27 protein-coding genes, 1 tRNA gene and 1 other annotated feature are annotated in these 23,065 nt (G+C 43.2%); of the genes, 1 reads left to right on the plus strand and 27 read right to left on the minus strand.

What is annotated here, in order from left to right; genetic code table 11:
• From murE to AABI08_RS06650, 15 genes are all read right to left on the minus strand, one after another.
• Positions 1-1,542 (minus strand): UDP-N-acetylmuramyl-tripeptide synthetase, encoded by a 1,542-nt coding sequence (murE, locus tag AABI08_RS06585; protein ID WP_338344394.1) that lies wholly within the window; start codon positions 1,540-1,542, stop codon positions 1-3.
• Between the two features lie 224 nt (positions 1,543-1,766).
• Positions 1,767-2,903 carry a cation:proton antiporter gene (locus AABI08_RS06590; RefSeq protein ID WP_338344392.1) on the minus strand — a complete coding sequence of 379 codons (1,137 nt, stop codon included), beginning with the start codon at positions 2,901-2,903 and terminating at the stop codon, positions 1,767-1,769.
• 340 nt (positions 2,904-3,243) lie between these two features.
• Positions 3,244-3,447 carry a putative holin-like toxin gene (locus AABI08_RS08430; protein ID WP_421823503.1) on the minus strand — a complete coding sequence of 68 codons (204 nt, stop codon included), beginning with the start codon at positions 3,445-3,447 and terminating at the stop codon, positions 3,244-3,246.
• Positions 3,448-3,740: 293 nt separating this feature from the next.
• Positions 3,741-4,766 carry a tRNA dihydrouridine synthase gene (locus AABI08_RS06595; protein WP_338344390.1) on the minus strand — a complete coding sequence of 342 codons (1,026 nt, stop codon included), beginning with the start codon at positions 4,764-4,766 and terminating at the stop codon, positions 3,741-3,743.
• 240 nt (positions 4,767-5,006) lie between these two features.
• On the minus strand, positions 5,007-5,606 hold the full coding sequence (locus tag AABI08_RS06600; RefSeq protein ID WP_338344389.1) for a non-canonical purine NTP pyrophosphatase: 600 nt from the start codon (positions 5,604-5,606) through the stop codon (positions 5,007-5,009).
• A gap of 17 nt (positions 5,607-5,623) precedes the next feature.
• Positions 5,624-6,655: a biotin--[acetyl-CoA-carboxylase] ligase gene (locus AABI08_RS06605; RefSeq protein WP_338344388.1), complete on the minus strand. Its 1,032-nt coding sequence runs from the start codon at positions 6,653-6,655 to the stop codon at positions 5,624-5,626.
• 68 nt (positions 6,656-6,723) lie between these two features.
• Positions 6,724-7,284, minus strand: coding sequence for a biotin transporter BioY (locus AABI08_RS06610; protein ID WP_338344386.1), 561 nt, complete (start codon positions 7,282-7,284; stop codon positions 6,724-6,726).
• Positions 7,285-7,407: 123 nt separating this feature from the next.
• Positions 7,408-8,466, minus strand: a complete 1,059-nt coding sequence (locus AABI08_RS08435) for a YutD-like domain-containing protein (protein ID WP_421823476.1) — start codon at positions 8,464-8,466, stop codon at positions 7,408-7,410.
• Positions 8,467-8,498: 32 nt separating this feature from the next.
• A complete protein-coding gene (locus AABI08_RS06620; protein ID WP_338344385.1) occupies positions 8,499-9,836 on the minus strand; it encodes a bifunctional metallophosphatase/5'-nucleotidase in 1,338 nt (445 codons plus the stop codon).
• A 231-nt stretch (positions 9,837-10,067) separates the two neighbouring features.
• Complete coding sequence (locus AABI08_RS06625; RefSeq protein WP_168778231.1) at positions 10,068-11,162, minus strand: M24 family metallopeptidase; 1,095 nt, start codon at positions 11,160-11,162, stop codon at positions 10,068-10,070.
• Positions 11,163-11,341: 179 nt separating this feature from the next.
• On the minus strand, positions 11,342-11,656 hold the full coding sequence (rpmA, locus tag AABI08_RS06630) for a 50S ribosomal protein L27 (RefSeq protein ID WP_047975143.1): 315 nt from the start codon (positions 11,654-11,656) through the stop codon (positions 11,342-11,344).
• A gap of 27 nt (positions 11,657-11,683) precedes the next feature.
• Entirely contained in the window at positions 11,684-11,983 is a 300-nt protein-coding gene (rplU, locus tag AABI08_RS06635; protein WP_047975142.1) for a 50S ribosomal protein L21, read from the minus strand.
• Positions 11,984-11,996: 13 nt separating this feature from the next.
• Positions 11,997-12,072 (minus strand) — a sequence feature (ribosomal protein L21 leader region).
• Positions 12,073-12,212: 140 nt separating this feature from the next.
• Positions 12,213-12,785: a TetR/AcrR family transcriptional regulator gene (locus AABI08_RS06640; protein WP_059393429.1), complete on the minus strand. Its 573-nt coding sequence runs from the start codon at positions 12,783-12,785 to the stop codon at positions 12,213-12,215.
• Between the two features lie 171 nt (positions 12,786-12,956).
• Positions 12,957-13,721: a nicotinamide riboside transporter PnuC gene (gene pnuC, locus AABI08_RS06645; RefSeq protein ID WP_338344384.1), complete on the minus strand. Its 765-nt coding sequence runs from the start codon at positions 13,719-13,721 to the stop codon at positions 12,957-12,959.
• A gap of 42 nt (positions 13,722-13,763) precedes the next feature.
• Complete coding sequence (locus AABI08_RS06650) at positions 13,764-14,090, minus strand: DMT family transporter (RefSeq protein WP_059393431.1); 327 nt, start codon at positions 14,088-14,090, stop codon at positions 13,764-13,766.
• Positions 14,091-14,266: 176 nt separating this feature from the next.
• On the opposite strand from AABI08_RS06650, the gene AABI08_RS06655 reads away from it, so the two are divergent.
• A tRNA-Arg gene (locus AABI08_RS06655) sits at positions 14,267-14,340 on the plus strand.
• A 220-nt stretch (positions 14,341-14,560) separates the two neighbouring features.
• Here the strand turns inward: AABI08_RS06655 and AABI08_RS06660 are convergent.
• The 12 genes from AABI08_RS06660 to AABI08_RS06715 form a co-directional block, all read right to left on the minus strand.
• Complete coding sequence (locus AABI08_RS06660) at positions 14,561-14,986, minus strand: helix-turn-helix domain-containing protein (RefSeq protein ID WP_338344521.1); 426 nt, start codon at positions 14,984-14,986, stop codon at positions 14,561-14,563.
• Between the two features lie 25 nt (positions 14,987-15,011).
• Positions 15,012-15,302 (minus strand): hypothetical protein, encoded by a 291-nt coding sequence (locus AABI08_RS06665; RefSeq protein WP_338344522.1) that lies wholly within the window; start codon positions 15,300-15,302, stop codon positions 15,012-15,014.
• A 300-nt stretch (positions 15,303-15,602) separates the two neighbouring features.
• Complete coding sequence (locus AABI08_RS06670) at positions 15,603-16,157, minus strand: DUF1003 domain-containing protein (RefSeq protein WP_338344523.1); 555 nt, start codon at positions 16,155-16,157, stop codon at positions 15,603-15,605.
• A gap of 41 nt (positions 16,158-16,198) precedes the next feature.
• The gene (locus AABI08_RS06675) at positions 16,199-17,215 is read right to left on the minus strand and encodes a GH25 family lysozyme (protein WP_338344524.1); all 1,017 of its coding nucleotides are present in this window, start codon (positions 17,213-17,215) and stop codon (positions 16,199-16,201) included.
• A gap of 11 nt (positions 17,216-17,226) precedes the next feature.
• Positions 17,227-17,538, minus strand: coding sequence for a hypothetical protein (locus AABI08_RS06680; RefSeq protein WP_338344525.1), 312 nt, complete (start codon positions 17,536-17,538; stop codon positions 17,227-17,229).
• Positions 17,539-17,562: 24 nt separating this feature from the next.
• Entirely contained in the window at positions 17,563-17,838 is a 276-nt protein-coding gene (locus tag AABI08_RS06685) for a hypothetical protein (protein WP_338344526.1), read from the minus strand.
• 8 nt (positions 17,839-17,846) lie between these two features.
• The gene (locus AABI08_RS06690; RefSeq protein WP_338344527.1) at positions 17,847-17,975 is read right to left on the minus strand and encodes a hypothetical protein; all 129 of its coding nucleotides are present in this window, start codon (positions 17,973-17,975) and stop codon (positions 17,847-17,849) included.
• Positions 17,968-18,471, minus strand: coding sequence for a hypothetical protein (locus AABI08_RS06695; protein WP_338344528.1), 504 nt, complete (start codon positions 18,469-18,471; stop codon positions 17,968-17,970). Before AABI08_RS06695 ends, AABI08_RS06690 begins: the two co-directional genes overlap by 8 nt.
• A gap of 11 nt (positions 18,472-18,482) precedes the next feature.
• Complete coding sequence (locus AABI08_RS06700) at positions 18,483-19,778, minus strand: BppU family phage baseplate upper protein (RefSeq protein WP_338344529.1); 1,296 nt, start codon at positions 19,776-19,778, stop codon at positions 18,483-18,485.
• Positions 19,779-19,787: 9 nt separating this feature from the next.
• A complete protein-coding gene (locus AABI08_RS06705) occupies positions 19,788-20,180 on the minus strand; it encodes a hypothetical protein (protein ID WP_338344530.1) in 393 nt (130 codons plus the stop codon).
• Entirely contained in the window at positions 20,177-21,997 is a 1,821-nt protein-coding gene (locus tag AABI08_RS06710) for a glycoside hydrolase family 66 protein (protein WP_338344531.1), read from the minus strand. Before AABI08_RS06710 ends, AABI08_RS06705 begins: the two co-directional genes overlap by 4 nt.
• On the minus strand, positions 21,990-23,048 hold the full coding sequence (locus AABI08_RS06715; protein WP_338344617.1) for a prophage endopeptidase tail family protein: 1,059 nt from the start codon (positions 23,046-23,048) through the stop codon (positions 21,990-21,992). The genes AABI08_RS06710 and AABI08_RS06715 overlap by 8 nt, the downstream gene beginning before the upstream one ends.
• Between the last annotated feature and the right edge of the window lie 17 nt (positions 23,049-23,065).

The following is a 23,065-nucleotide window of genomic DNA, read 5'->3' on the forward strand; positions in this document are numbered from 1 at the left end:
CTAATCCTCCACGAGTAATCCCTGGCCGGCCAAAAGGGCCTGCTGGCATTCCTTCACAGCGGCATAATCACCGATGTAAGGTGTATCGACTCCGTTAACCTTTTGGTAAGGATCCTCACCCTTACCGGCAACGACAACCAAGTCGTTTTCGCCAGCTAAATCAATCGCCTGGTGAATGGCAGTAATCCGGTCCATCTCAAAGTGAACTAGGACATGGTCATTCGTGATACCATCAGCAATCGTTTGAGCAATTGTCAATGGGCTTTCGTATTGGGGGTCGTCAGCCGTTAAGAAGACCTGGTCAGCCTTTTGTGACAAGACCTTAGCAAAATCAGCTCGGCGGGAAACACCTTTATTTCCTGGTGCACCCAAAACCACAATGACTTGTCCGTCTGGGGACTGCGCCTTGGCAAAGGCCAAAAGCGATAGTAAGGAAACGTAGTTATGGGCGTAATCGACAAAAGCGACCCCGTGACCAGGCAACTTTAATGAAAGCATCCGACCTGGAATCGTGACTTCATCCAGCCCCTTCACCATTGACTGATGGTCAGCTCCGGCTAGCCCGACCATCATGAGCGACGCCACGGCGTTTTCCTCGTTAAAGTCGCCAGGCAAGTTCAAGCGGTAGCCACCACTAATCACCTGTAAATCAGGCACCGCCGCACCAGCTGTCACCGTAAAATGTGACTCGTGCAAAGCGGACTCTTGACTCGTAAAGGTCACTAATGGTTGCTGACCATTAACAGGTGTCGTTCCGGCGCGACCATAAGTCAGCACCCGGTCATGTCGACTAGCAGCGCGGTCAAAGATTTCCTGGTAGTGGTCCATTCCCGCGTTTAAAATCACGTGGTCGGAATTATCCAACAGCATCTCCTTATGTGCCAAATAATCAGCAAAAGTTGGATGCTCGTTTGGTCCGATATGGTCCGGTGAAATATTCAAAAAGGCGCCCACATTAAAGCGCAAACCATAAACACGGTTGCGCAAATATGCCTGTGAGGAAACTTCCATCACCAAGTGGGTCATCCCATTGTCAACTGCTCGACGCATATCTTTAAAGAGCTCAAAGGATTCGGGTGTGGTCAAATCTGATTTCTTCTTATCCGCCGGCTTAGGGCCAACAATTCGATCGACCGTTGAAAACAAAGCCGTCTTTCCTGCAGTTGCTTCCTTCAGCATCGTATAGGCAAAGTAGGCCGCCGTTGTCTTCCCCTTGGTTCCCGTAAAGGCACCAATCCAAAGCTGGTCTTGTGGATAATCAAAGTAGGCCATCGACAACACCGACAGAGCTTTTTGGCTATCGTTCACCAACCACTGAGGCAAATCAGTACCCAAATCATGGTCAGCTACCAAAGCTGTCACACCATCAACTCCGTCGAGGTATTCCGCCTTAAAGGCCCCCTTAACAACAAAGAGCGTCTGGTCCTGAACCTGACGGGTGTCATAGTGGACATGGTCAAAGACCAAATCATCAGTTGGTTCGCTGACGAGTAGGTCGTGTTTTTGTAAAATTTTTGTCACATCTTGTCTAGTTAATCGCATAGACTCATTATAGCATAGGCCAACAAAAAGCGAACCTTTAAAAAGACTGAAACCAAGCCTTTTTTAGCAAAAAAAGACCGAGAAAACTCGGTCTTATCTGCAGTCATTTTCTGTCAGCTAAATTGTCTGTTATAGAAGGACTATAATTCCCTATCAGTTGACTTATTTCGTTTTCGTTGATTTCACGTCCCATAAACCAATGGCTATTCAAGTTATCAGTCCACTTATTTTCTTAATAAAGGTTTTAAGGCAATCGGCGTGAAAATTGTCGTTAACAGAATCACTAGGGTCAACATTGCATAATGACCCGAACTCAACGCATGAGCTGACAGTGCCAAATCAGCAATCACAATCGCCATTTCACCACGTGAAACCATGCCAACACCGACAACCCGAGCATCACGAACCGGCACCTTGACTAGCCGAGCTCCAAAGTAGGCCCCAAAGAACTTCGTCAAAATCGCGAAGACTGTCAAAAGTGCAATCAACGGCAGATTAGCTAACTGGCCGGCCAGAGTAACCTTTAACCCGATATTAACAAAGAAAATCGGAATAAAGACGGTTTGACCAATTAAAGTGACGCCGTGTTCAATCGCCGCGGCTGATTTCTGTCGAGAAAAGAGCACGCCGACAACAAAGGCCACGATGGCTCCCGAAAGGCCAATTTTCTCTGACAAGGTTGCACTGAGTAAAACAATGACCAGTGCAAAAGTCAGAACAGCCCCCGGTAGCGACAAGCGACCGATTGCTGGCAAAATTTTGGGTAGCACGTAAAGCAAAACCGCTATTAGCACAAGTAAAAACATGACCATCAATAAAATGGTGAACCATAGGGGGCGCTGAGTCTCCTCGCCAATCCCAAAGACCGTTTGGTAGACCGTCCACATCAAAATCGCCAAAATATCATCTAAAACGGCTGCTCCCAAGATTGTCGCCCCGGCATCTGATTTGACCTGATGATATTCGGTTAAAATTTGCGCCGTAATTGAAACGGATGTGGCCGAGAACAGCACCGCCCAAAAAAGAGACTTTTCATCCGTCATCCCCAGAATCAATCCCAAAATCAAAAAGACCGCAAAGGGTGTGATCACTCCAGCTAGAGCAACCGTCACTGCCTGTCGGGCATGGCGCTTTAACAATCCTAAATCAGATTCAATCCCAGCCAGAAACATCAAGAGCAAAACCCCGACCTCTGCCCACGTGGCCAAACTGTGATTAGCAGACAGCAGATGAAAACCTGCCGGTCCCAAAATAATTCCTGCACCAATTTGACCAACAACCGTCGGCAGGCGCAAGCGCTCCGCTAACCAAGACATCATCAAGGCCCCAAACAAAATCAATCCAAATGTCCAAATCGTCATTTTCTTCCTCCTCATTTATAGCCAGATCAGCTTGAAATGAGCAAAGAAAAAGGCCCACTCCAAGTGAACCTAACTCCCCCGTTAGGCTCCGCCTTGAGTATGACCTCAACCAAAGTTTTTATTCAATACTGCTATTATAGCATTAACTAAAACCAGAACTCAAATCATTCATCGCGTCCACGTGCATTTTAACACTCATCCCAACCTCCCTATTGGCACTCGGACATCTTGGTGTTATAATGATGGTGTAGAAAAAGCGCTGTAGTGGCAACTACAACGCTTTCTAGCAAACCCGTAAAACGGTGGCTACCTTTAGTTATTGTAAATAACCATCAGCTCGTCAAAGCTTGTGATGGTTATTTTTTTGGCTTAATTTAATAAGCTCAATCACTAATACCAGCAATATCAGAACAAAAGTTCCGAAAGCCAGCATTAATTGTAAGGCAGTCGTCACCGACACCTTGGCATCTCCTTTCTTAGAATGTGATTGTTGGTTTTGACACCATAGCACCACCTCCTTTGAAAAAGGATAGCCACCATTCACGCTTGTTTGCTATACAAATACTATAGCATAAAGCCCTCGAAAACATTGGTATAAAGCTGTTTTTAGACATTTATCATCGATTTATTCAATACCATGCAAAAATAAAAAGAACGCCGATTTACCACTCTTGATAAAGCCAGCAAAAATACATTCACTACTACAATTTAAAAGCAACTTAAAAGGACTGACACCGAAAAATACCGGTTATCAGTCCTTTTTACTTATTCAAACAATATGTCTTAATTTGTTGGCTTATCTCATCGCGGCTTAACCAATCACAATGATGAGATCCCTTAACGTGCAGGTGCCTGTAAGAGGTCACCAACGTGTTCCGCCAATAAAGCCCGCACTTGATCAGTTGCGTGAGTTTCCATCAGCAATTGGCGCAACTGAGAAGCATGAGGGAAGCCCCGCAGGTAAATCTTAAAGTAACGCTTCAATGCTTCAAAGTTCTTGATAGAAGCCGTCTTATTCACTTCATCAAACAAGTCCAATTGCAATTCCAAAAGAGCGATTGATTCTGCCAAAGTGTGGTCCTGATGGCCTGGTTCAAAGGCGTATGGGTCGTTTAAGACGCCACGGCCAATCATCACCCCATCAATACCAGGGTGTTCGGCAACCAAGGCCAAACCATGCTCGTAGTCCTTGACATCCCCATTGATTTGGAGAAGTGTATCCGGTGCCAACCGATCACGCATGGCAATAATGTCATCGATCAACTCGAAGTGAGCATCAACCTTTGACATTTCCTTTCGAGTCCGCAAATGAATTGTCAGAACTTGAACATCCTGTTCAAAAATCATCGTCAACCAGTCGTGGTACTCCTCGACTTTATAAAATCCTAGCCGCGTCTTCACAGATACGGGCAGACCACTTTCCTTGGCTGCAGCGATTAATGCCTTGGCTCGGTCCGGATGGCGGATCAAATCAGATCCGGCATCGTTCTTGATAACCGTGCCATCTGGGCAACCCATGTTTAAATCAACGGCCTGATAACCCATTTCAGGAAGCAACTTAGCTGCTCCAGCAATCACTTCTGGCTTTGATCCCCAGATTTGAGCAATCGGCATTTTTTCGCCCGGCGCAACCGCTAACCGACCCTGAACGGAAAACTTTGCCTCAGGGTGAACCATTGAGGCAGCGTTCGTGAACTCCGTATAATACACATCCGGCCCACCAGCTTTGGCAACCACACGACGGAAAATTGTATCCGTGACTGCTTCCATTGGTGCCATTGAAAAGAATGGCCGCTTGTTCCCGTTTTCATCTTTGGCTTCATCCACAATCTTTTGCCAAAATGCACTCTTAGCAGTTGTCATAAGCCCTCCTTTCGGCTTTTTTAAAAGCCCAGTAAAATCAACCTTACTATTTTAGCATGATTAGCTGTCTTTTTCAAAAATCGAGGCCTTTAATCAAAAGCCACCATGAAATCTACCAAAAGAAAAACCGACGCCACCATGGATATGAATCCCGAAACTTGTTCATCCAAATTTCGTCGTTCGTATCAACACAGTGGCAATCGGTCCAGTGTTACTTTCTGATTTTTGAAAAGAGTTTGGTTAATTTGCCGCTTTAATTCCCTCTAAAACCTGAACTAAAGCTCGGGCACGGTCGTGATAGGTGACTAATTCAGACAGGGTCATTTCGGACAAAGTCAACCCGTTCTCGGCCTCCATAATGTCGTCCAATCCACCAATTAAGTCTCCACGCCGTGGTTCCGTGGCAATCTTAACGCCACCCTTTCCGGCACCAGTATACAATTGGCCAGCTGGACTGCAGGCTGCCAAAACAGCCAAAAGATAGGCCGACCGATCCTGCCCTTGGTCGTAAAGGCTCAAAATATAGTTAATCTCGGCTTCCTTACCAATCACATTCAAGCTTTTAAATTCACGCGAAGAGGTGACGCCAAAACGGTCGGGAAAAGCCTGCAAGTATAAGCCAGTGTCATCAGCCAAAATCCAATCATCCGGCAAATACTGGTGAATAAAAGTGGCTTTGGCCTTTGCGTTTTCTAACTGTGAATCGGTCGTTTCCTCCGGAAAAGCCAATTCCTTTCCCAAGATATCCCGATAATTGGTCACGCTATGGCCCATTTCATGAGCCAAAACGGCCATTTCCTTGGTTTTAGCAGAATTATTCGAAGCAAATACAAAGTCCATGTCGGCAATTCTCTTTCCTACAAATTTAAGTTTTCCAGGAGCTTGACCTTGGTCACCTCACCCGCATAAAGCGTTTGCGGTTGTCCTGTATTATCCTCAACCATGATTAAACCACCCTGGTCGCTAATACCAGTCACTACCCCTGTTTTTTCATCTGTACCAACCTTAACAGTAATGGCGTGGCCAATCAATAAGGAAAGCTTGCGGTAAACCGGCAGATAGTCACCGTTTTGGTAAGTATCTGCCATTTTTAAGAGGTTCACGACCAATTGAGCTAAAATCACATTTAAGTCCAAATCAGCTTCGCTGTCTGCCAGCACTGTCCCCGCCTTGGACTCGAGCCCATTCGGAAAAGCACCCGGCATCAAGTTAATGGCAAAGCCAAGAATCACAGCCGAGTATTGCTGGCTCTCAAAATCAAAAACGCCTTCTGTAATCACGCCACCAATTTTATGGCCGTGCAAAATCAGGTCGTTGACCCATTTTAGTTGAAAGGGAGCGGCCGGGAAAAAAGTTTGCAGTCCCTGAACTAGAGCAACAGCGGCCGATGTCGTTAAGAGACTGGGTGATAGCTGTGTATTAACCGGAATGGGCAGTGCTAGCGAGACATATAATCCCCTATCCTTTGGCGAATAAAATGCTCTACCCTGGCGACCATAGCCCCCACTTTGCTCTCGAGCAACCAGCAAGGCCGGTCTTATCAAAGGCTGCTTGGCAACCATATCCTTTGCATAGGCCTGGGTAGAACCAATTTGTTCAAAAACTTGCACCACTGGCTGCTGATTTTCAACCAAATCAGAACCCAAAAGATGCAGCCACTGATTTAGCACGAGAGCATCCACTTGCTGACTGCGTAAGTAAGCATAGCCAGCCTTCTTACGACTCGCAATTTGATGGCCGTCAGCCTTTAACGACCGCACGGCTTTCCAGATTGATTCGCGTGATAAATCCAAGGACTGGGCCAAGCTGTCGCCAGAAAAATAAACACCGGGCTGCGTTAATAGAATGGTCAGAACCCGATTTTTAGTGCTGAGTTCCTGTTTTTTCATCAAGTCTTCCTTCCAATCGTCACCGACTAGTACGGCCGCAAAGCAGCCTCCCCGCAACCGCTAAAACCTTAATGCTGACTCGCCTGCCAAAGAGCTTGATCCAAGAAGACTGCCAATGCGATTTTAAGGAGATCACCCGGGACAAAGGCCATGTTTGCCCAGTAGGCAGACCAGAAGCCAAGCCCCTGGTTGAAGTGCAGCCAAGCGGCTCCCATGCCAAAGTCTAAAATCAAATCAACGATGATTAGTAAAACAACACTCTGCCACCAAGCTGGTTGGGCTAAGTTTCGATGACCAAAAACCAAGCGATTCAAACCCCAGTAAACAGCCGGGAAAAGCAACCAAGCCCAAATATAACCAGCTGTTGGACCAGTCAAGACAGCTAAACCACCTCGACCACCGGAAAGGACAGGCAGACCGACAGCTGCCAAAAGTAAGAAGACAGCCATCACCATCGTTCCCCGTTTTGGTCCTAAAATCAGGACAACCAGCATAACAGCCAGGTTTTGTAACACGATTGGTACCGGTAAGAAACCAAGCGGAATTCCTGGAATCATTGCAAAAACAATTAATAGCGCAACAAAAACAGCGCCTTTCGTTAAGTCTTGTAAACGTGATGTTGGTGTCATCAACATGCTCCTCTTTTTTAGTAACCCTATTTAATTTGATTAGGTAACTAAAATATTAGCAAGAAATACTTCGATTGTCAAAATAAAACCAGTGATCGATTGCGATTACTGGTTTTATACTTGTTATTGTCGTTCCTTAATCGTAAAGGAACGCTTATTATTGGCTGATTTTGCACAAGATTGTGTATTTTTACCCTTTGAAGGGACGGAAGTTTGCTTTGGCGAATTAGGTGAAATGTTATTGCCTTGCTTTGCCCGTTGCAACTTTGAATTCTTACCAGCCTGGCCCGCCTTGGTACTTTGACCTTGGCGAGTGTTCTTCTGGTTGAACCCATCCTGACGGTTTTGACCTTGAGTCTTCGATTTTTGGCGTTGACCGCTACCTTGACCGCTCTTCGTTCCTTGACGCTTGCGTCTTGGTCCACCGGCCTGGTTGGCCTTCTGCTGTTGATTGCGGTGACGGTTATTAACTGTCGACTCCTTCTTAGCAGAAGCTTGACTAGCAGATTCCTCCCCCTGCTTCTGATTAGATGATTCTTGAACCGCCTCATTGGTATTCCGCTCAATTTTTTTAAAGCGATGTTGATTATTATTCCGCCTTGAGCCGTTTCCGTTTTGACCACGCTTAGCCGAACCACTGCTATTCTTTCTTTGGTCACTATCCCGTCCACCACTGTTGCTTGGGCGTTGGTTGCGACCATTGGAAACCTTAGCAGTTTTACGGCCATTAGTCGGTTTCTTTGGACTTGATGGCTTACGCACTGGCTTTTTAGGATTAGCAGCTTCCCAGTCGGCTAGGAAATCATGAACCCTGACAGGACGGAAGGCCGGAGCAGCATTCGATAAGACAAAGTAAGGGGCACCGAAATTAACATATTCATACAGATAATCAGCCAAGGCACTGATTTTTTGGTCAACAGTCACTTCCCGGTCTTCTTGGTAAAAACCGCGCAAGCGCAATTGGTCTGCCGAAATGTCGCCAACAATGTAGTCATACTGCTTTAAAAGTGGCGTATAGCGGATTGCTAATTTGCTCGCATCAAAGGCATCCTTGAAGTTTTCCTGCAAAGTCAACTTCAACCCATCGATAGTAATTTCATCCCCAAAAACGCTGACCTGAAATTCTTTTTCACGCTCAGCTTGTTGGGTAATTGTCCGTTCTTTAAGACTTTCGTGGTTCATAATTCCTCTTCAGCCACCAGTAGCTCTTCAATCTACTGGGCATGTTTTTGATAATATTGTGCGAGTAATTCGCGCAGAAAGATTTTTTGATTGATTTTAGCGGGCGCCTCATCCAACACTTGAAAAAAGTTAATCCAGCGATAATGGTCCAAAGTTGCAATTTGATAAGCTTTTTCCGGTTCAACTACCCGACCAGCATACCGCAATTGGCCGTCATCATCACGGTCAAGGCCATCAATCAATAGGTGACCAAAGACCTTACCGCGGAAACCAGACCCCTTCATCTTTTGATCGACCAAATCAGTGCGCCGCTCTTGGAACTCAGCGGCCAAGGCCATCAATTCCGCCCCAGTTAAAGTCGTCACCATTGGGTGAATCGCATGTGGCATGGATTCTAGGAAGTCTTCAGCCGTATCCGTTCCTTCCGGCAAATCCTGTAAGAACAAGCCAGAAGAACAAAAGGCAACGGGCAAGCCCGTCGTTTCCTTCAACGCGTCTAAACAAGCTTGACCTTGGTCGGAAATCGTTTGTTCATGATCAAAATGAACAATTTTCTTTGCTTCTTCTAACTCTGCCCCTCGATCATGGAGAGCCTGAATCTCAGCCAAATCACCAGGTTCGGTTGCTAGTTCACCGAGAGGAATGGCTCGTGCCTGTTTCGAAACCACATGATGCTGGTCGTCTACAACCAAATCAATTTGGCCAGCATGGTCGCCGTAACGTCCTGCAGCCGCCAGCAACGTACCATGATCCATTTCACCATCAGGCAAAACATGGTGCGTATGTGCCCCAATAATCACGTCTAAATCGTATTTTTCGGCCAAATCACGGTCGGTGGGTAAGCCCAAGTGCGAAAGCAAGATTACCAAGTCAGCCTCTCTTCGCAATTTTGGCACCAAGTCGTCCAAAACGTCTTCAACCGGTAGTGGTTGCCAGTCCAGTGACCGGTAAGTCATTTGATAGGGAGCCGTCAAACCAATAATGGCCACCTTCGTCTGATTGTTAGTGGTCAATATCTTGTAAGGTTCTGCCCAGGCAGGCTGATTTCCCCTTGGTAATTCCTTCAAGTTCGCCAGAATCACCGGATAATTTGCTTGATCGTATAAATGATTCAAATCAGCATGGGCCATGCCCAAACCTTCATTATTACCAATCGTAACAGCGTCATAATGAGCAGCATTCATCAAGTCGACATTCGCCTTGCCCAAAGTAGCGTCGGTTAGCGGATGGAAGCGGTCAATAGCATCACCAATATCGAAGTTAAAGGTTGTATCCGCAGTCTTTTCAGCTAGCAAAAAGCGACGTATGCGTGGCCAGGCCTCAAAGTGCGAATGCAAATCATTGGTGTGTCGTAATTGTATGGCTTCCATAGCTTACCCCCGTTCATCTTATCTTATCATTAAAGGACGTTTTTCAGAAAGCTTTTATCAAAAAAGTATCCACAAAAAATAAGGTCTAAATCGTCGAATAGCAGTACGCCTTCTTTGATAAAAATTAAATAAATCTCATTACCTAGTCAAATTAAATCACTAAGTTATGTTCCAAAATTAAAAAAGGCCGAACACATCCGAGTTCGGTCTTTATTGAAATCACTTATACATTTAGTCAACTGGTAAAACAATCAAGTCCTTTGGCAAATCAGCAGTCAAAACTTCATGGCCGTCCTTTGTAATCAAAACATCGTCTTCAATCCGGACACCACCCTTGCCGGCCAAATAAATTCCAGGTTCAACCGTCAAAAGGTTACCAACTTGAACTTCATCACTTGACCGTGACGAAAGGTAAGGACCTTCGTGAATATCCAAACCAGCACCGTGGCCAGTTGAGTGTTGGAATTCTTCGCCGTAACCCTTTTCCGTGATAAAGTCACGGGCAACGCGGTCAACTTCAGAAGCTGAAATACCAGCCTTCAAAACATCAATCGTGTTTTCGTTAGCTTCCTTGACGATTTCATAAATCTTCTTCAATTCAGGATCAACTTCGCCCAAGGCAAACGTCCGGGTAACGTCAGAAGTGTAGCCATCAACGTAGTAACCGAAGTCAACAGTGACCAATTCACCAGCTTCTAACTTCTTATCACTGGCCATTCCGTGTGGCATCGCTGAACGGTAGCCAGAAGCGACAATCGTTTCAAAGGAAGGCTTTTCCGCCCCAAATTCCTTTTGCAAGACATCCAAGCGGTTGGCAACTTCCTTTTCAGTCATCCCAACCTTAACTTCCTTCAACAAAGCATTGAAGGCTTTGATTGATGCTTGAGCAGCCTTACGCAAGGCATCAGCTTCTTGATCATCCTTTGTTTCGCGCAATGCTTCAACAGCGCCTGGAACGGCGTCAAAACTTACATTGGCTGGTAACAAGTCATCCAACTCTTCATAGAAAGCGTATGGCAAATCAGATTCGAAGCCAAGCTTTTCAATCCCAAATTCGCGAACAACTTCCACAGCCTTTTCGTAGTATTGACGCGTAACCTTCAATGAAACGCCCTGTGGTAACGTACCAACATACTCGTTTTCGTAACGAGCATCGGTGATGAAAGCGGCATCGGCCAATGATACGACCAAAACACCATCACCAGGAACCCCACCAAAACCAATCAGGTAGTTCAAGTTCGAGGCATTGGAAATAATCATTCCCTGCAAGTCCAACTTCTTCAACAGCTTTTGAAACTTGTTCAAACGTTCTTCATAAAATCCCACGGTATGACCCTCCAAATTTTAATATATCTTGCGGTTATTGTACCATAAGTTTGAAGCTCTCTAAAAGAAAGTTCTCATTTTATTTTAAGAAATACAAAATGCTCGTCCAATGTTTCAAAAGACCGAATAAAGCAAAATTTGGGCAAAAAAAAACAGCCGAAGCTGTTCTTCCCAATTAGTTAGGCGTTAGCAAGTAACTGATTGTATTCTTCCCGAGTATAAACGGAAACTTGGCGCTTGTCGCGACCCTTGCGTTCGAACTTAACAACACCGTCAGTCAAAGCAAAAAGTGTGTCATCGCCACCCTTTTTAACGTTTTGACCTGGGTAGATGTGTGTTCCACGTTGGCGGTAAATGATTGAACCAGCAGTCAAGGCTTGTCCATCAGCGACCTTCGTACCTAAACGACGACCAGCTGAGTCACGACCGTTGGCAGATGATCCACCCCCCTTGTGGTGGGCAAAGAGTTGCAAGTTATCTTGATTCATCAACATAAGTCTATTCTCCTTTAACAGTGATGATTACGCGATGGAATCAATCTTCACGCGTGTATATGGTTGGCGGTGTCCCTGCTTTGTGTGGGAATGCTTCTTAGGACGGTACTTGAAAGTAACAACCTTCTTTTCCTTACCCTGCTTTTCAACAGTTCCAGAAACCTTAGCACCATCAACAAATGGGGTACCGATCTTTGAGTCAGTCAAGACGACTTGGTCGAAAACAACCTTGTCCCCTTCTTGTGCGTCCAACTTTTCAACAAAGATGGTATCGCCTTCAGCGACTTTATATTGCTTGCCGCCAGTAACAATAATTGCGTAGGCCATTATTGAATTCTCCTTTTATACTTAGACTCACCATCTCGAGGCGGCTATTGCTAGCTTCTTGAACCTGAGATGTGTGGTTGTAGCTGCGCTAACAACTAATTAAGTTTATCAAAGTTCCCTCGTTTTATCAAGGAAATCTTTATTTTTAGCCGTTTTGACGCATAATCGAAACAATGATTCCAATGCGTCTTCACTAATTTAGATTTACTTAATTTTGCGTCATTAACAACTAAACGTCAAAATCAAAAAGTAATAGTCCCGTCTTTTTCGTCCTCGTCATCGTTACCCGCCAAATTTCACGAAATTCTTCGAGAATTTCATCATAGGTCAGCGCCATCGAATCTTGTAGCCACAAAGACACACAAGCCCAAAAACCAGCGACAATGATTTCCCACTGATAAATCAAGTGTTTCTTTAATTTTTCATCACTTACATCAGCCAAGGCTCGATCACGTTGTTCGCGTAGCGCAGCCATTAAATCAACCATTAAAGACTTATCCTGACCGTTATTCAAAACGGCATTATAGAATATTCCTTGCTCTGAAATAACTTCCAACACTTCACGTACACGAAACTTCCCTTCAGTCTTTTCCGTAAACTGACGAATAAGTTCCCGATTGACATCATTGATCAAGTCCGCCTTATTATTATAGTGTCGGTAAAAGGTTCCGCGAGTCACGCGACCCTTCAACAATAATTCGGCAATTGAGAAACGATCTGTTCTTGATAATAATTCAATCGCTGCTGAACGAAGAACCTGCCTTGAACGTAAGACACGAGCATCCGTTAACTTCTTAGTCATGTAACTTCTCCAATCTTTAAAAGGATAAAGCGATTCAACTTGTCTTGATTATAACAACAAAGAATTAAATTGACTTAAATATCAAGCAGATTAACACAAAAGGTCGAATAATTGTCCTAAACGACAATTATCGACCTTTTTCGTTGGTAAAAATATGACCGCTACCAAGCCTTATTTAGCATTAGCTGCCTTTGTAGCTCGTGACCATGGCGAGAAGAACAAGCCAATCACATCGTTTCCTAAATAAAGGATATAAGTTGCAAACAAGACCCAGTTGGCGTCCCCCTGCAATGCCGTTACTCCCCAAAGAGTCACTGACATTAAGCCTTGCAACGTCCACATCCAATACTGTGAGTGGAACTTGGCAATCGTTAATGCAGCCCCTGTTACACCAATCGCAGCAGAGAAAGCATCAAGCCATGGCCGTGGGGAAATCAGCAAATGCGTGTCCATCATGAAGAGCAAGAAGAACGCCACCACGAACGTTGCCAAAGCCAAAAGCCAACCGTTCGTGTTCATTGCCTTAATCTTCCGATTTTGCCATGCGTTACCAAAAAACATGAAATTCAAATCCAATGACACCACATAAACCATCTGCATCACGATATCAGAGTAGTTTTTTGAGTGAAAGGCGACAATAGAAATCAAAATTGCTGAGATAAAACCAAGCAGGCCGTTAATTCGCTTGTTGGCCGTAATAGCCAAAGTACAAGCGAAACCGATTGCTCCACCAATCATGGACAAAATCGACAAAGTTTCCAAACCATGTGGGAAACCGGTAGCCAAGATGACTACTAGACCAATTGCCAACCAGATGTAAGATTGCTTATCCCAACCAGAAAATCCCTCTTTGTAATAAGACCAGGTGAAAATCTGTTTCATGTTCGTCTTTACGTCCTGCCAAGTATAACCAGACGTCGATTGTTCGTTACTCATAAATCTCCTCCAACGGCTCAGGGACAGTCTTCCCCGAACATTTTAATGTACGTTGCCAAAGATGTTAACCAAAACCACCCCTAGGACCAAAAAGGTCAGGCCAACGATTGTTTGCCAGTTCAAATGCACGTTGAACAAGACAACACTTAAGCACGTGACAACTAGTATACCACTTGCAGACCAGATTGCATAAGCGAGGTAAACGGGCATCGATTTGACGACAAGCGCCAAAAGGTAGAAGGATAGGGCATAGCAGCTAAGAGTCAAAATTGTCGGTAACAATTTTGTAAAACCAGCCGTACTGCCAATCAAAGTCGTACCAGTCGTTTCAGCGATAATGGCCACGGCCAAATAAAAATAAGTTAACATTTCTATCTCCTTTTATGTCTGTACCCACAATTATCAGTGATGAACCTCTAGATAACAAGGATTTCCTTGTAACAATAGGCGAACGGGCTTTCCCCCACTTCTTTGTTGCCACAAATTTTTAATAGTAATTTTGTCTATTTTTTGCTATTCTTAATAGTGTTAGTTTTCTATCTTTTGCACTGGTAGCTCAGCTGGATAGAGCAGCCGGTTTCTACCCGGCAGGTCGAGGGTTCGACTCCCCCTCAGTGCATGATACACGTTGATATATCAACGTTTGTACCCCTTTTGGGGGACAAGTGGGGTATTTCATTAAAAAAAACGCCTCAAATCTTAATTGATTCGGGGCGCTTTTTATTGTCATAGTAACCTTCACAACAGCGCCCATAAGCTCATAATAACAAAAAATAGCCAAGCTATCTGCTCGGCTACCTCTTGGACGATTTTAGTTATTTTTTGATAAGTCAATTATATCATAATTCATCAATCATCTGCTGGACTGGCTCAACCATACTATTAGCGTATTCGGCCATTTCAAAAATAGCCTGATTGTCACTCAGCACTTTCAAAAATTCGCCATGTAAGTAGTTGAATACTAATTTATCGTCTCCGTTTGGGTCTTCCCTGTATAGATCCAACTGACTTTCAAGAATTTCTTTAAATTCATGACGCATGACCTCACGAATAACTTTGTAATTGTCAGGTAGTTCAACTTCGTTAATTCGTTCATCATACAAATCAGCCAACTTTTGAGCTGAATCTAGTGATAGTTTTCCAATTTCACGCTGACCATTCATTAGCTTACTCACAACGGCCTGGTTAACCCCTGACTGTTTAGCAATTGCATATCCGCTTAAATCACTCTTAAATAGAATTTCAATCTTCTGTTTGATGTCCATAATGTTCTCCCAAATAAAAAAGCCGTTAGGCTTCTGTGATCGCTGTCAATTTCTTGATGTTGTCGTTGTAAAATTCATTGTAATTTGCAATTTCTACTAACCAGTTGTTCAACCTGCTTACCATGATTTCGTCTTGACGACTATAGAAATCATAAGTGTCTTCCATTTCGCTTTGCTTGATTCGGAAAGCGTTAATAACATTTGCTTGTTCCTGTGTCATGTTGTCCCATGCTGATTCATGATGGAACTTATCAATTGTGTCGTTTACTTGCTTCCAGTTTTCAATGAATGTTGCTACTGCTTGTACGTCTGTCATAATGTTGTCCTCTTTCTTTCCTGTACTTGACTATATTTACAGTATATATGACAGTTGTCATATAGTCAATAGGTTTTACAAAAGTTTTTGGATTTATTTTTCCTACAATATCAGACGTTGATTGCACTAAAAAAAGACCTACCACAATTGGTAGGCCTCACAGTTAAGGAACTCAAAAGAGTTCGATAAATTATATCATATAAAAAGCCTGCACGATTGCAGGCCATTAATGTGAAAAACTCAAATAGTGAAAAGCTACAAGAGTTGTTTAGATTATATCATATGTACGCCCATCAGGGCTTATTTATTTTTTTTTAGTTCGGCTAGTTGCTTACTGATTTCATCCAACATCTGCATTTGCATCTTTTGAATCTTGATGTTGTTGGGTTGGTCTTCATGGATCAGATGGTCCAACTTTGAGTGTAGAATTCTGATTTCTTCTTCTGATTTCAAGTTGATGTGATAGTCGTTCTTGGAATTCATTCGGTCATAATCGCTGGCACGATTCTGGCTCATCATAATCAGTGGCGCTTGAAGTGCTGACACCATCGACAAGAATAGGTTGAGCAGGATGAATGGAAACGGGTCAAAATTAGCACCAAATAGATGTAGGCTGTTGACCGTTATCCAACCCACTAGAATCACGATGAACGAAATTAAGAACGTCCAACTTCCACCAAACTTGGCCACCCTATCAGCTACTTTTTGGCCAAAGGTCATTGATTGCTGAACCTGCTTGTCTACATCAATCACATCATAACTGTGGTCATGCATCATTCGGCTCATTCGCTTATCGAGGTGGTTCGTATGCTTGTTATCGTCCGCAATCAACTTGTTCAACTTTTTATTATCCATCATTTTCCTCCTATTATATGTACGGGGCAATGCCCCATTGATTAAGCGTGATTCCAAAACTTGTCGGCATCGAACCAAATCAGGCCATTACCATCCAAGAAATCAATTCCAACAGCGTTGGCATTAACTGAATAACGGTCAATCGTACCTGTTTGATACTGTGGCTTAAATTGAACCTGTACGCCGTCTTCAAAAGTTCGTCCGCTTGGGTCAGACAAATCATTCAACAAACCAGTTGGGATGCCGTTGTCTGTCCAGCTAAACGGGTCAGCACACAAGTCATCATCCATGACTTGATAGATGCCGTTGACCCGCTGGCATGTGTTGCAAGTAAATGACCCACGTAATGCGAACCTATCGCCACCTTCCTTGAATTTTTGAATAGAAGTCTTTTGTACTACTGGCTGTGTCGTGGCAACTTGCCCTCCCAGTGACAGACCCTTCCAGGCTGATTCGTCAGCATAAAAGACTGATTTGTCATAAGGCGTTGACGTGTACTGCCACATGGACATCTTGTCTTTGAACCCGCTGAAATAGTGGCTATCTGCCCATTCCTGCAATTCTTGTGTGTAGCCAGACCCATCATTCAATGGATAACCAGCCACCCACATTGGCAAGCCGATGTTTTGCAAGTTGTAGTTTTTCACATCAGACTGGCCAACATACAACATAATGGTCTTGCCTGTCTTGGCCTTGATGTAATCAGCAAATGGCTTGATTTCAGTTCCTGTCAAATGTGGGTACTGTGGACTACCATCAGCGTTGGTTGCCCCGTTGTTTTCAAAATCAAGAATCAATGGCACATCACTGCGGTTGGCATAGTCGCCGATGTTATCCAACAAATACTGTGCCTGTGTTTCGGCTGGCACACCACCATTAATGAAGTGGTAAATACCCAACAACTTACCTGCTGACGTTACTTGGCCAGCTTGGTTGCTAAATTGTGGGTTGACGTAATAATTGCCCTCGGTGGCCTTAACAATCACCCCATCATTGGCTGACAAGATGCCAGATAGGTTCGTGCCTTGCACTGATGAAATATCTGCAAAATTAAGCATGTATGCCCTCCTTATTTGTTCAAATCAGCAATGGCCTTTTCGACATAGCTTTCAATTTCTTGCTTAGTGAAATGGCTGGATAGCTTGTTGTTGGCAATTCGTGTGGTCAAATCTGCCACAGCCTTTTGACGATTTGGCAACGTGTTCAAGTCTGAATTGACCAACGCTGCTACTGCTTGATTCGCCATATCAGTTGCCGTCTTGATGTGTTCGTTGCGTGTGTGTGCCTTGATATAGTTGTTTACCTTATAAATAAGTGGGGCAAAAATAATTACCAACATTGCGCCAAATGTCAAAAGTGCTTGTGCATCAGTAAAATTCATTTGATTTTTCCTCCAAAATAAAAATCACTCATCAACGTGAGTGATTGTCTTAACAGTCGTTTCCATGATTGTGATTCGTTTTTCGTGATCGTCTAGCTTTTCATCTAGATTATCAACGTCTTTTTTCATTGACAAAATCGTATCGTTTAAACGGTCAATACTATTTGTCAGCTTTGCGTTTTGTTCTCGCAACGGCTCAGTGATGTCACTTTTAGCAACCTTATAAAAAATATATAAAAAACCACCGATAGAGCTGATTGTAGGAACAATTTGATTAAAAAAAGTCCAACTCCAGTGCATGTCGCCTCCTAACCTGTGTAATCCTCGCCCGTCAGTGACTTGTAATCAATCACAGACAAGTAACCAACCTGCACACATTGCTGAACGAACGCCTTATCAACGTACTGTGGATATAATTCCTGTAACATGTTAAGCATTTGTAGCACCTTCTGTTACTGCTGATGTTGATTGACTAGCCGACTGTGTCGTTGATTCACTAGCTAATTGACTAGTTGTCTGGCTGGCTGTTTGTGACACGGCAGTCTGTGCTGTCGTTGTCGCTATGGTTGCTGATTGCGCCTTAAGCGTTGAAACTTCGGCTTTTAATGCCACAATCATTTGCAACATTTGGGATGTTTGTTGCTTGTCAGGATCAACAACCGCATCCGCTTGGGCCTTCATTTTGCTCATGAAGTCATCAACCGTTTCCCCAGTCCACTTGCCTGCTGTCTTATCAAACACTGGTTCATAGAGTCCTTGTGGGTCGTCTGCTGTTGTATTTTCTGGCTGTGTGCTTGAAAAAATTGCCCGTGTGTATTTTGATGTCGTGGCATCATATTCATACCACCAGGTCTTGTTGCCATCATCAATTGGTGATTGCTGTGCTTCTGTTGGTTGTGGTGTTGCTGTCACTGTTTGCGTATCGTCTGCCATTTGTTACCTCCTTATGATGGAAAATCGTCTGTTGTCGTCCATGAACCAAATCCATAGGCCACATTATCACCGCCGTTATTCTTGCCAGATGTGGCGTAAAAAGTTTGATCAATATTGCCTGCTGAACCATCTGGAAATACTCGAATAAGCCCCTTAGTAAACCCAACAGATGCCAAAATGTCAGATTCAACCAAAGGCCTGTATCCAGTTGGAATGCTCCACAATAACGTGGTAAATGATGCGTGGTCATAGATCAAAGTTCCATACAGACGAATCGTCACTTGATTACCAGAACGAATCAAATGACCATTTAGGCCGTTATCCCAAATATCAGCCTGGACGGTTCTCTTTGAGTCAATCGAACCCGAAAAGGTCGAATTTCCAGCTGTCACAGCAATTCCATTTTTGAAATTTGCCCAGCCTTCATTAGTGATATTAGTGGCATCAATTCCACCAGAAAACGTTGACCAACCCGGTGCATTAACTGATTTAAGAGAAGCATCGCCAGCAGTTACATTGCCCGATACGTTCAACGTGTCAGATAAGATGTTTCCGTGGTTCTTCAACCCACCAGACACTTCAAATCCGCCATTTGCAAATGACCAACTGTCTAGGGTGGTTGACTTGAAGTGAGTATCACCACCAGCATCAATGTTGCCAGTAACCTTGGCATAGTTAGCATTAATGTCACCATTAAACACACCCTTTCCATTAAATGTGTTAGTGCCAGTAAATGTGTTATCTTTGGCCTTTTGAGCGAACAAATCTGAATTAAATTGGCTGTTTAAATTGTTGATAGTTACTTGCAACGCTTGGATAGCATTCTCAACTGATTGCAAATTCGTTGTAGCTGTTGCTAACCGCTTATTGGCATCATCAACCAACTTTTGAACGCTATCCAAATATGTTTCTGATTGTGTTTGTGTGACCAACATCGTATTTTCCACGACATTGAACGCAACAGGAATTGACGTGGTAACGGTGTCATTTTGCTTGATTTGGATATATGAGTCTTGCACTGCACCAGGCGCTTGATAAACAGCGCTTGGAATGAGCAAAGAAAAATGACCAGTGGATAATCCAGTCTGGTCATTCATCGTTGAGGCGGTTTTTACAACGCCCGCTGCATCTTTTACATAAAGTGTGACAGTTTTACCTGTCAAATCATATCCTTGCTTGCCGTTTTTTAGCCACAAGAATACTTCACGATTATTGTCACCCTGTCGCCCGTTTAACGCTGGAACAAGGGTGGTTGAATTGACATCAGTGATATTGATGTCTAATTCAGCATAAGTTTTTAGTGCCATAATTCCTCCTTAATTTTTGATTACGTTGTTTTCAACCAAAATTGCTTTTAGCTGGTCTAACACTGTCTGCATTTCTTGCAATTTACTGGTGTAATAGGCTGATAATTCTTGGCCATCAATTAAGTCAATAACCACGAAATCAACGGGTGACAATTCATCCCCATCATCTGCCACATAGCCATTCTGATTGGTTGTAGTAATCAACCAGTTCACACAGCTTCTTGCCAAATTCAAATCGTCATAAATCTGACGATAATCAGTCACATCATAGTGTGAATAGCTGTTATCAAATGATATTTCTGGGAACTCCTCAACCAGTCCAATCCCTATCAGTGATTGCACCAGTGCATCATAGCTTGCTTTTAAATTTGAAAGTTTGGTAATGATGTTATTGAAATTCATCTAAGCCCCCAAATCAATGTATAATTTTTAATTTCTGGTATCACAAAATTCCCCCATTGGTCTTGTTGTAGCATCACGGGTTCTGGGTTTTCAATCGTGGCACAGAATACATATCGAAATGATGAATTAAATTTGGCCTGCTCGTTATAGATTGGGTCAGGAATTTTTCTGTTATCGTTTGCATCTTGCCAATCGTCACCATTCAACCCATTAGTGTTGATAATAGACACTGATGTCACGTATTGGTCACTGTTTTCAATAGCAGTGAACATGGAAGTATTAACGTAATTCTTACTGTTCTTGTGGGTGTTCATCACGAAATAATCAGTCGGGTTTTTAATAGAAAGCTCCCTATGATAAGCAACCATGAAATCGTATTGTTTTGGCAAATAATCAATCAAATCTTGCGACATGGTAATGTCGGAATTTGGAAAATACTCACGACTAAGCATGTGCTCACCCATCTCCAAATGACTAGCACCGCCAGCCATAATGATGTCATTGGTTAACTTAACAGCGTCTGTGTTAAATTGTTGCGCATGTTGTGACCAGTCAACTGACTTGTGCATATAGGCTGGAATAATCAGCCCAATATCGTTTCGATTTGACCGCATTTGCTTGATTTTTTGAAGCAAGTCATCATAACTTTTGGCTTCAAAATCCCACTGTTCACTGTATAAATAATTTACATCTTGACTAGCAACCGCATCATATCCATAAGTTGCCACTGCATTCACGCCCAGTTGTTTACCACTACCAAAGTAATTTCTAGCATTCATCACAAAATACTTATAACCAACGTTGGCTAAGAAATTGCTATCAACTGAACCAGAATTGTAAATGTACTTTGTTCCGAAATCGCCCAACGTATCAATGTGCCAACCATCAAATGGCAATGCATTAAATACTTTCTGCCAAGCACTGAAAATCTTTGGTTTCACATCATCACTTAAAAAATTAAGAATATAAATATTATTTTTAAACATTGGTTGAGGCAAAGGGTTGACCGCCACATTACCTGGATTTGGTGAACTAGTTGGCGAATTATACAAGAATGATGATTCATTCCAGCCATTTTGGTCTTGATTCGTACTTGCCCCATACATCAGTCCGTATGCCATTGATTTCATGTTGCGCTCACGACACAATTCCAGATATTTTTGGATAACATCCAGTCTAGTTGGCCGATTGGCAAAATCAGTCCAATATGCTGATGGTTGGTTGCGGTCACCCGTATACAATGGAATGTCATGATACTCGAACCAGTCATAATATTGCACATAATTGATATGCAGACGGTTCAGATAATCAATGATTTTCTGTTGACCATTGGGGTCATAATTATCATATTTTGACAAGAAGCCCATAATTGGAAAGACACCAGGATTCGTATTCACATGAACGGCAATAAAATCACTGAAAACAATGTTTCCATTGCTGTCCAAATTCGAGAACTTAACCAAATACTGGGCGTTGTCATCACCATTTAACTGCCATTGATACTGGAAATTATTACCATAACCAAAGACAGTATCTTCACCCAAATTTTGTTCATTTCTAAATTTAGTGACTTTCACTCGTGCCACGCTCTGGTTCATCGTCAGATTAAACGTAACCACGTCATTTGGGTTATAGATAGCTTTATCAGTTTTTAAAAAATCGAATTGGGTTGCTAAAGACGCCGTATTAGCAAGTTCTGTTTTTTTGGCATATTCAGACAGTTTGTCGTCTAGTCCATCGACCGCTTGAACGTGGGTCTTAGCATAAGCTCGATTACCGCTAGCATCAGGATATTGAACGATTGGTGTATCAGCCATTCTCCGTTACCTTTCCGACCGTCCACATGTTGAATGAAACGCCCTTATTTTTATTCTGAATCTGGATATTGGCCAATTGCTTTGAATTGGCATTAAATGAATCCAAGAAATTCTGCATCGTGTTATTTAACGTCACTTGCATGTTGTTTTTTAAAAATGGCGTGTCAACAATCGACACCACTTGAACTTTGGTGGTAATACCGCTGTCAGGAATGACCAACGTCCAGATGTCGCCCATGTGCACATCATTTTCCTGCACAGTCACTGTCAGTGTCAATGATGGTACTGTGACCATCTTGGCTTTTGCTGTGGCAACGTTTGGGTCAGTGTTGTTGTCCTTATCGTTCTCCACCCGTTCGCCATCACGTACGCCCCACTGCTTAATCGATTCATCGTCAGTTACATAAAACGGTGCAAATTGTGGGGTGTCATTAGTCGAAACAACTTGCACCCGATTGACAATTGTTGATGAATCATATTGCAACTGTACATCACTGGTGTTGTTACGATAAAAGAACTGCTTATGGACATCGTTTGTCCAACTCGTCTCACTGTACAAATTGACCATGTAATTATCAGGAACAATGGCATAAACGTTAAATGATGATGCGATCGTGCTTAACCCATCAGCAATGGAACAGTTGCCAAAATCAGTTAATGTTTGCGTGCTGTTTAAATTACCAACCACATTGAACGTATAGCCCTGAATAGGACTGGTTAAGAACTGCAAAGCGGACTGAATTGTATAAGATACATCCCCTTTTTGTACGTCATTTTGTCGCCTATTGTTGAGCTGGTAGAACACATGAGTCGCTGTGATTTGCAACGTATGCACACCACCAGAATAACCGTCTGTTGACTGTTTAATGATGTACTCTTGCCCATTCCAAAAAACGCTATTTTCAACCGTCAGCAGGCTGAATGCTAGGCTATCATCATCATAAGCTGTGAACTCAATTTGATAGCTGTTATTTTTTTCCCAAGTTGTCTGGAGTGTTGAAAAATCAAGTGATTGCACTGGTACGGTCGTTGACTGGTCTCTTGACCGCACTACCAACTTATCTCGAC

It is taken from the genome of Fructobacillus evanidus, assembly GCF_963580165.1.
Classification (GTDB): Bacteria; Bacillota; Bacilli; order Lactobacillales; family Lactobacillaceae; genus Fructobacillus; species Fructobacillus evanidus.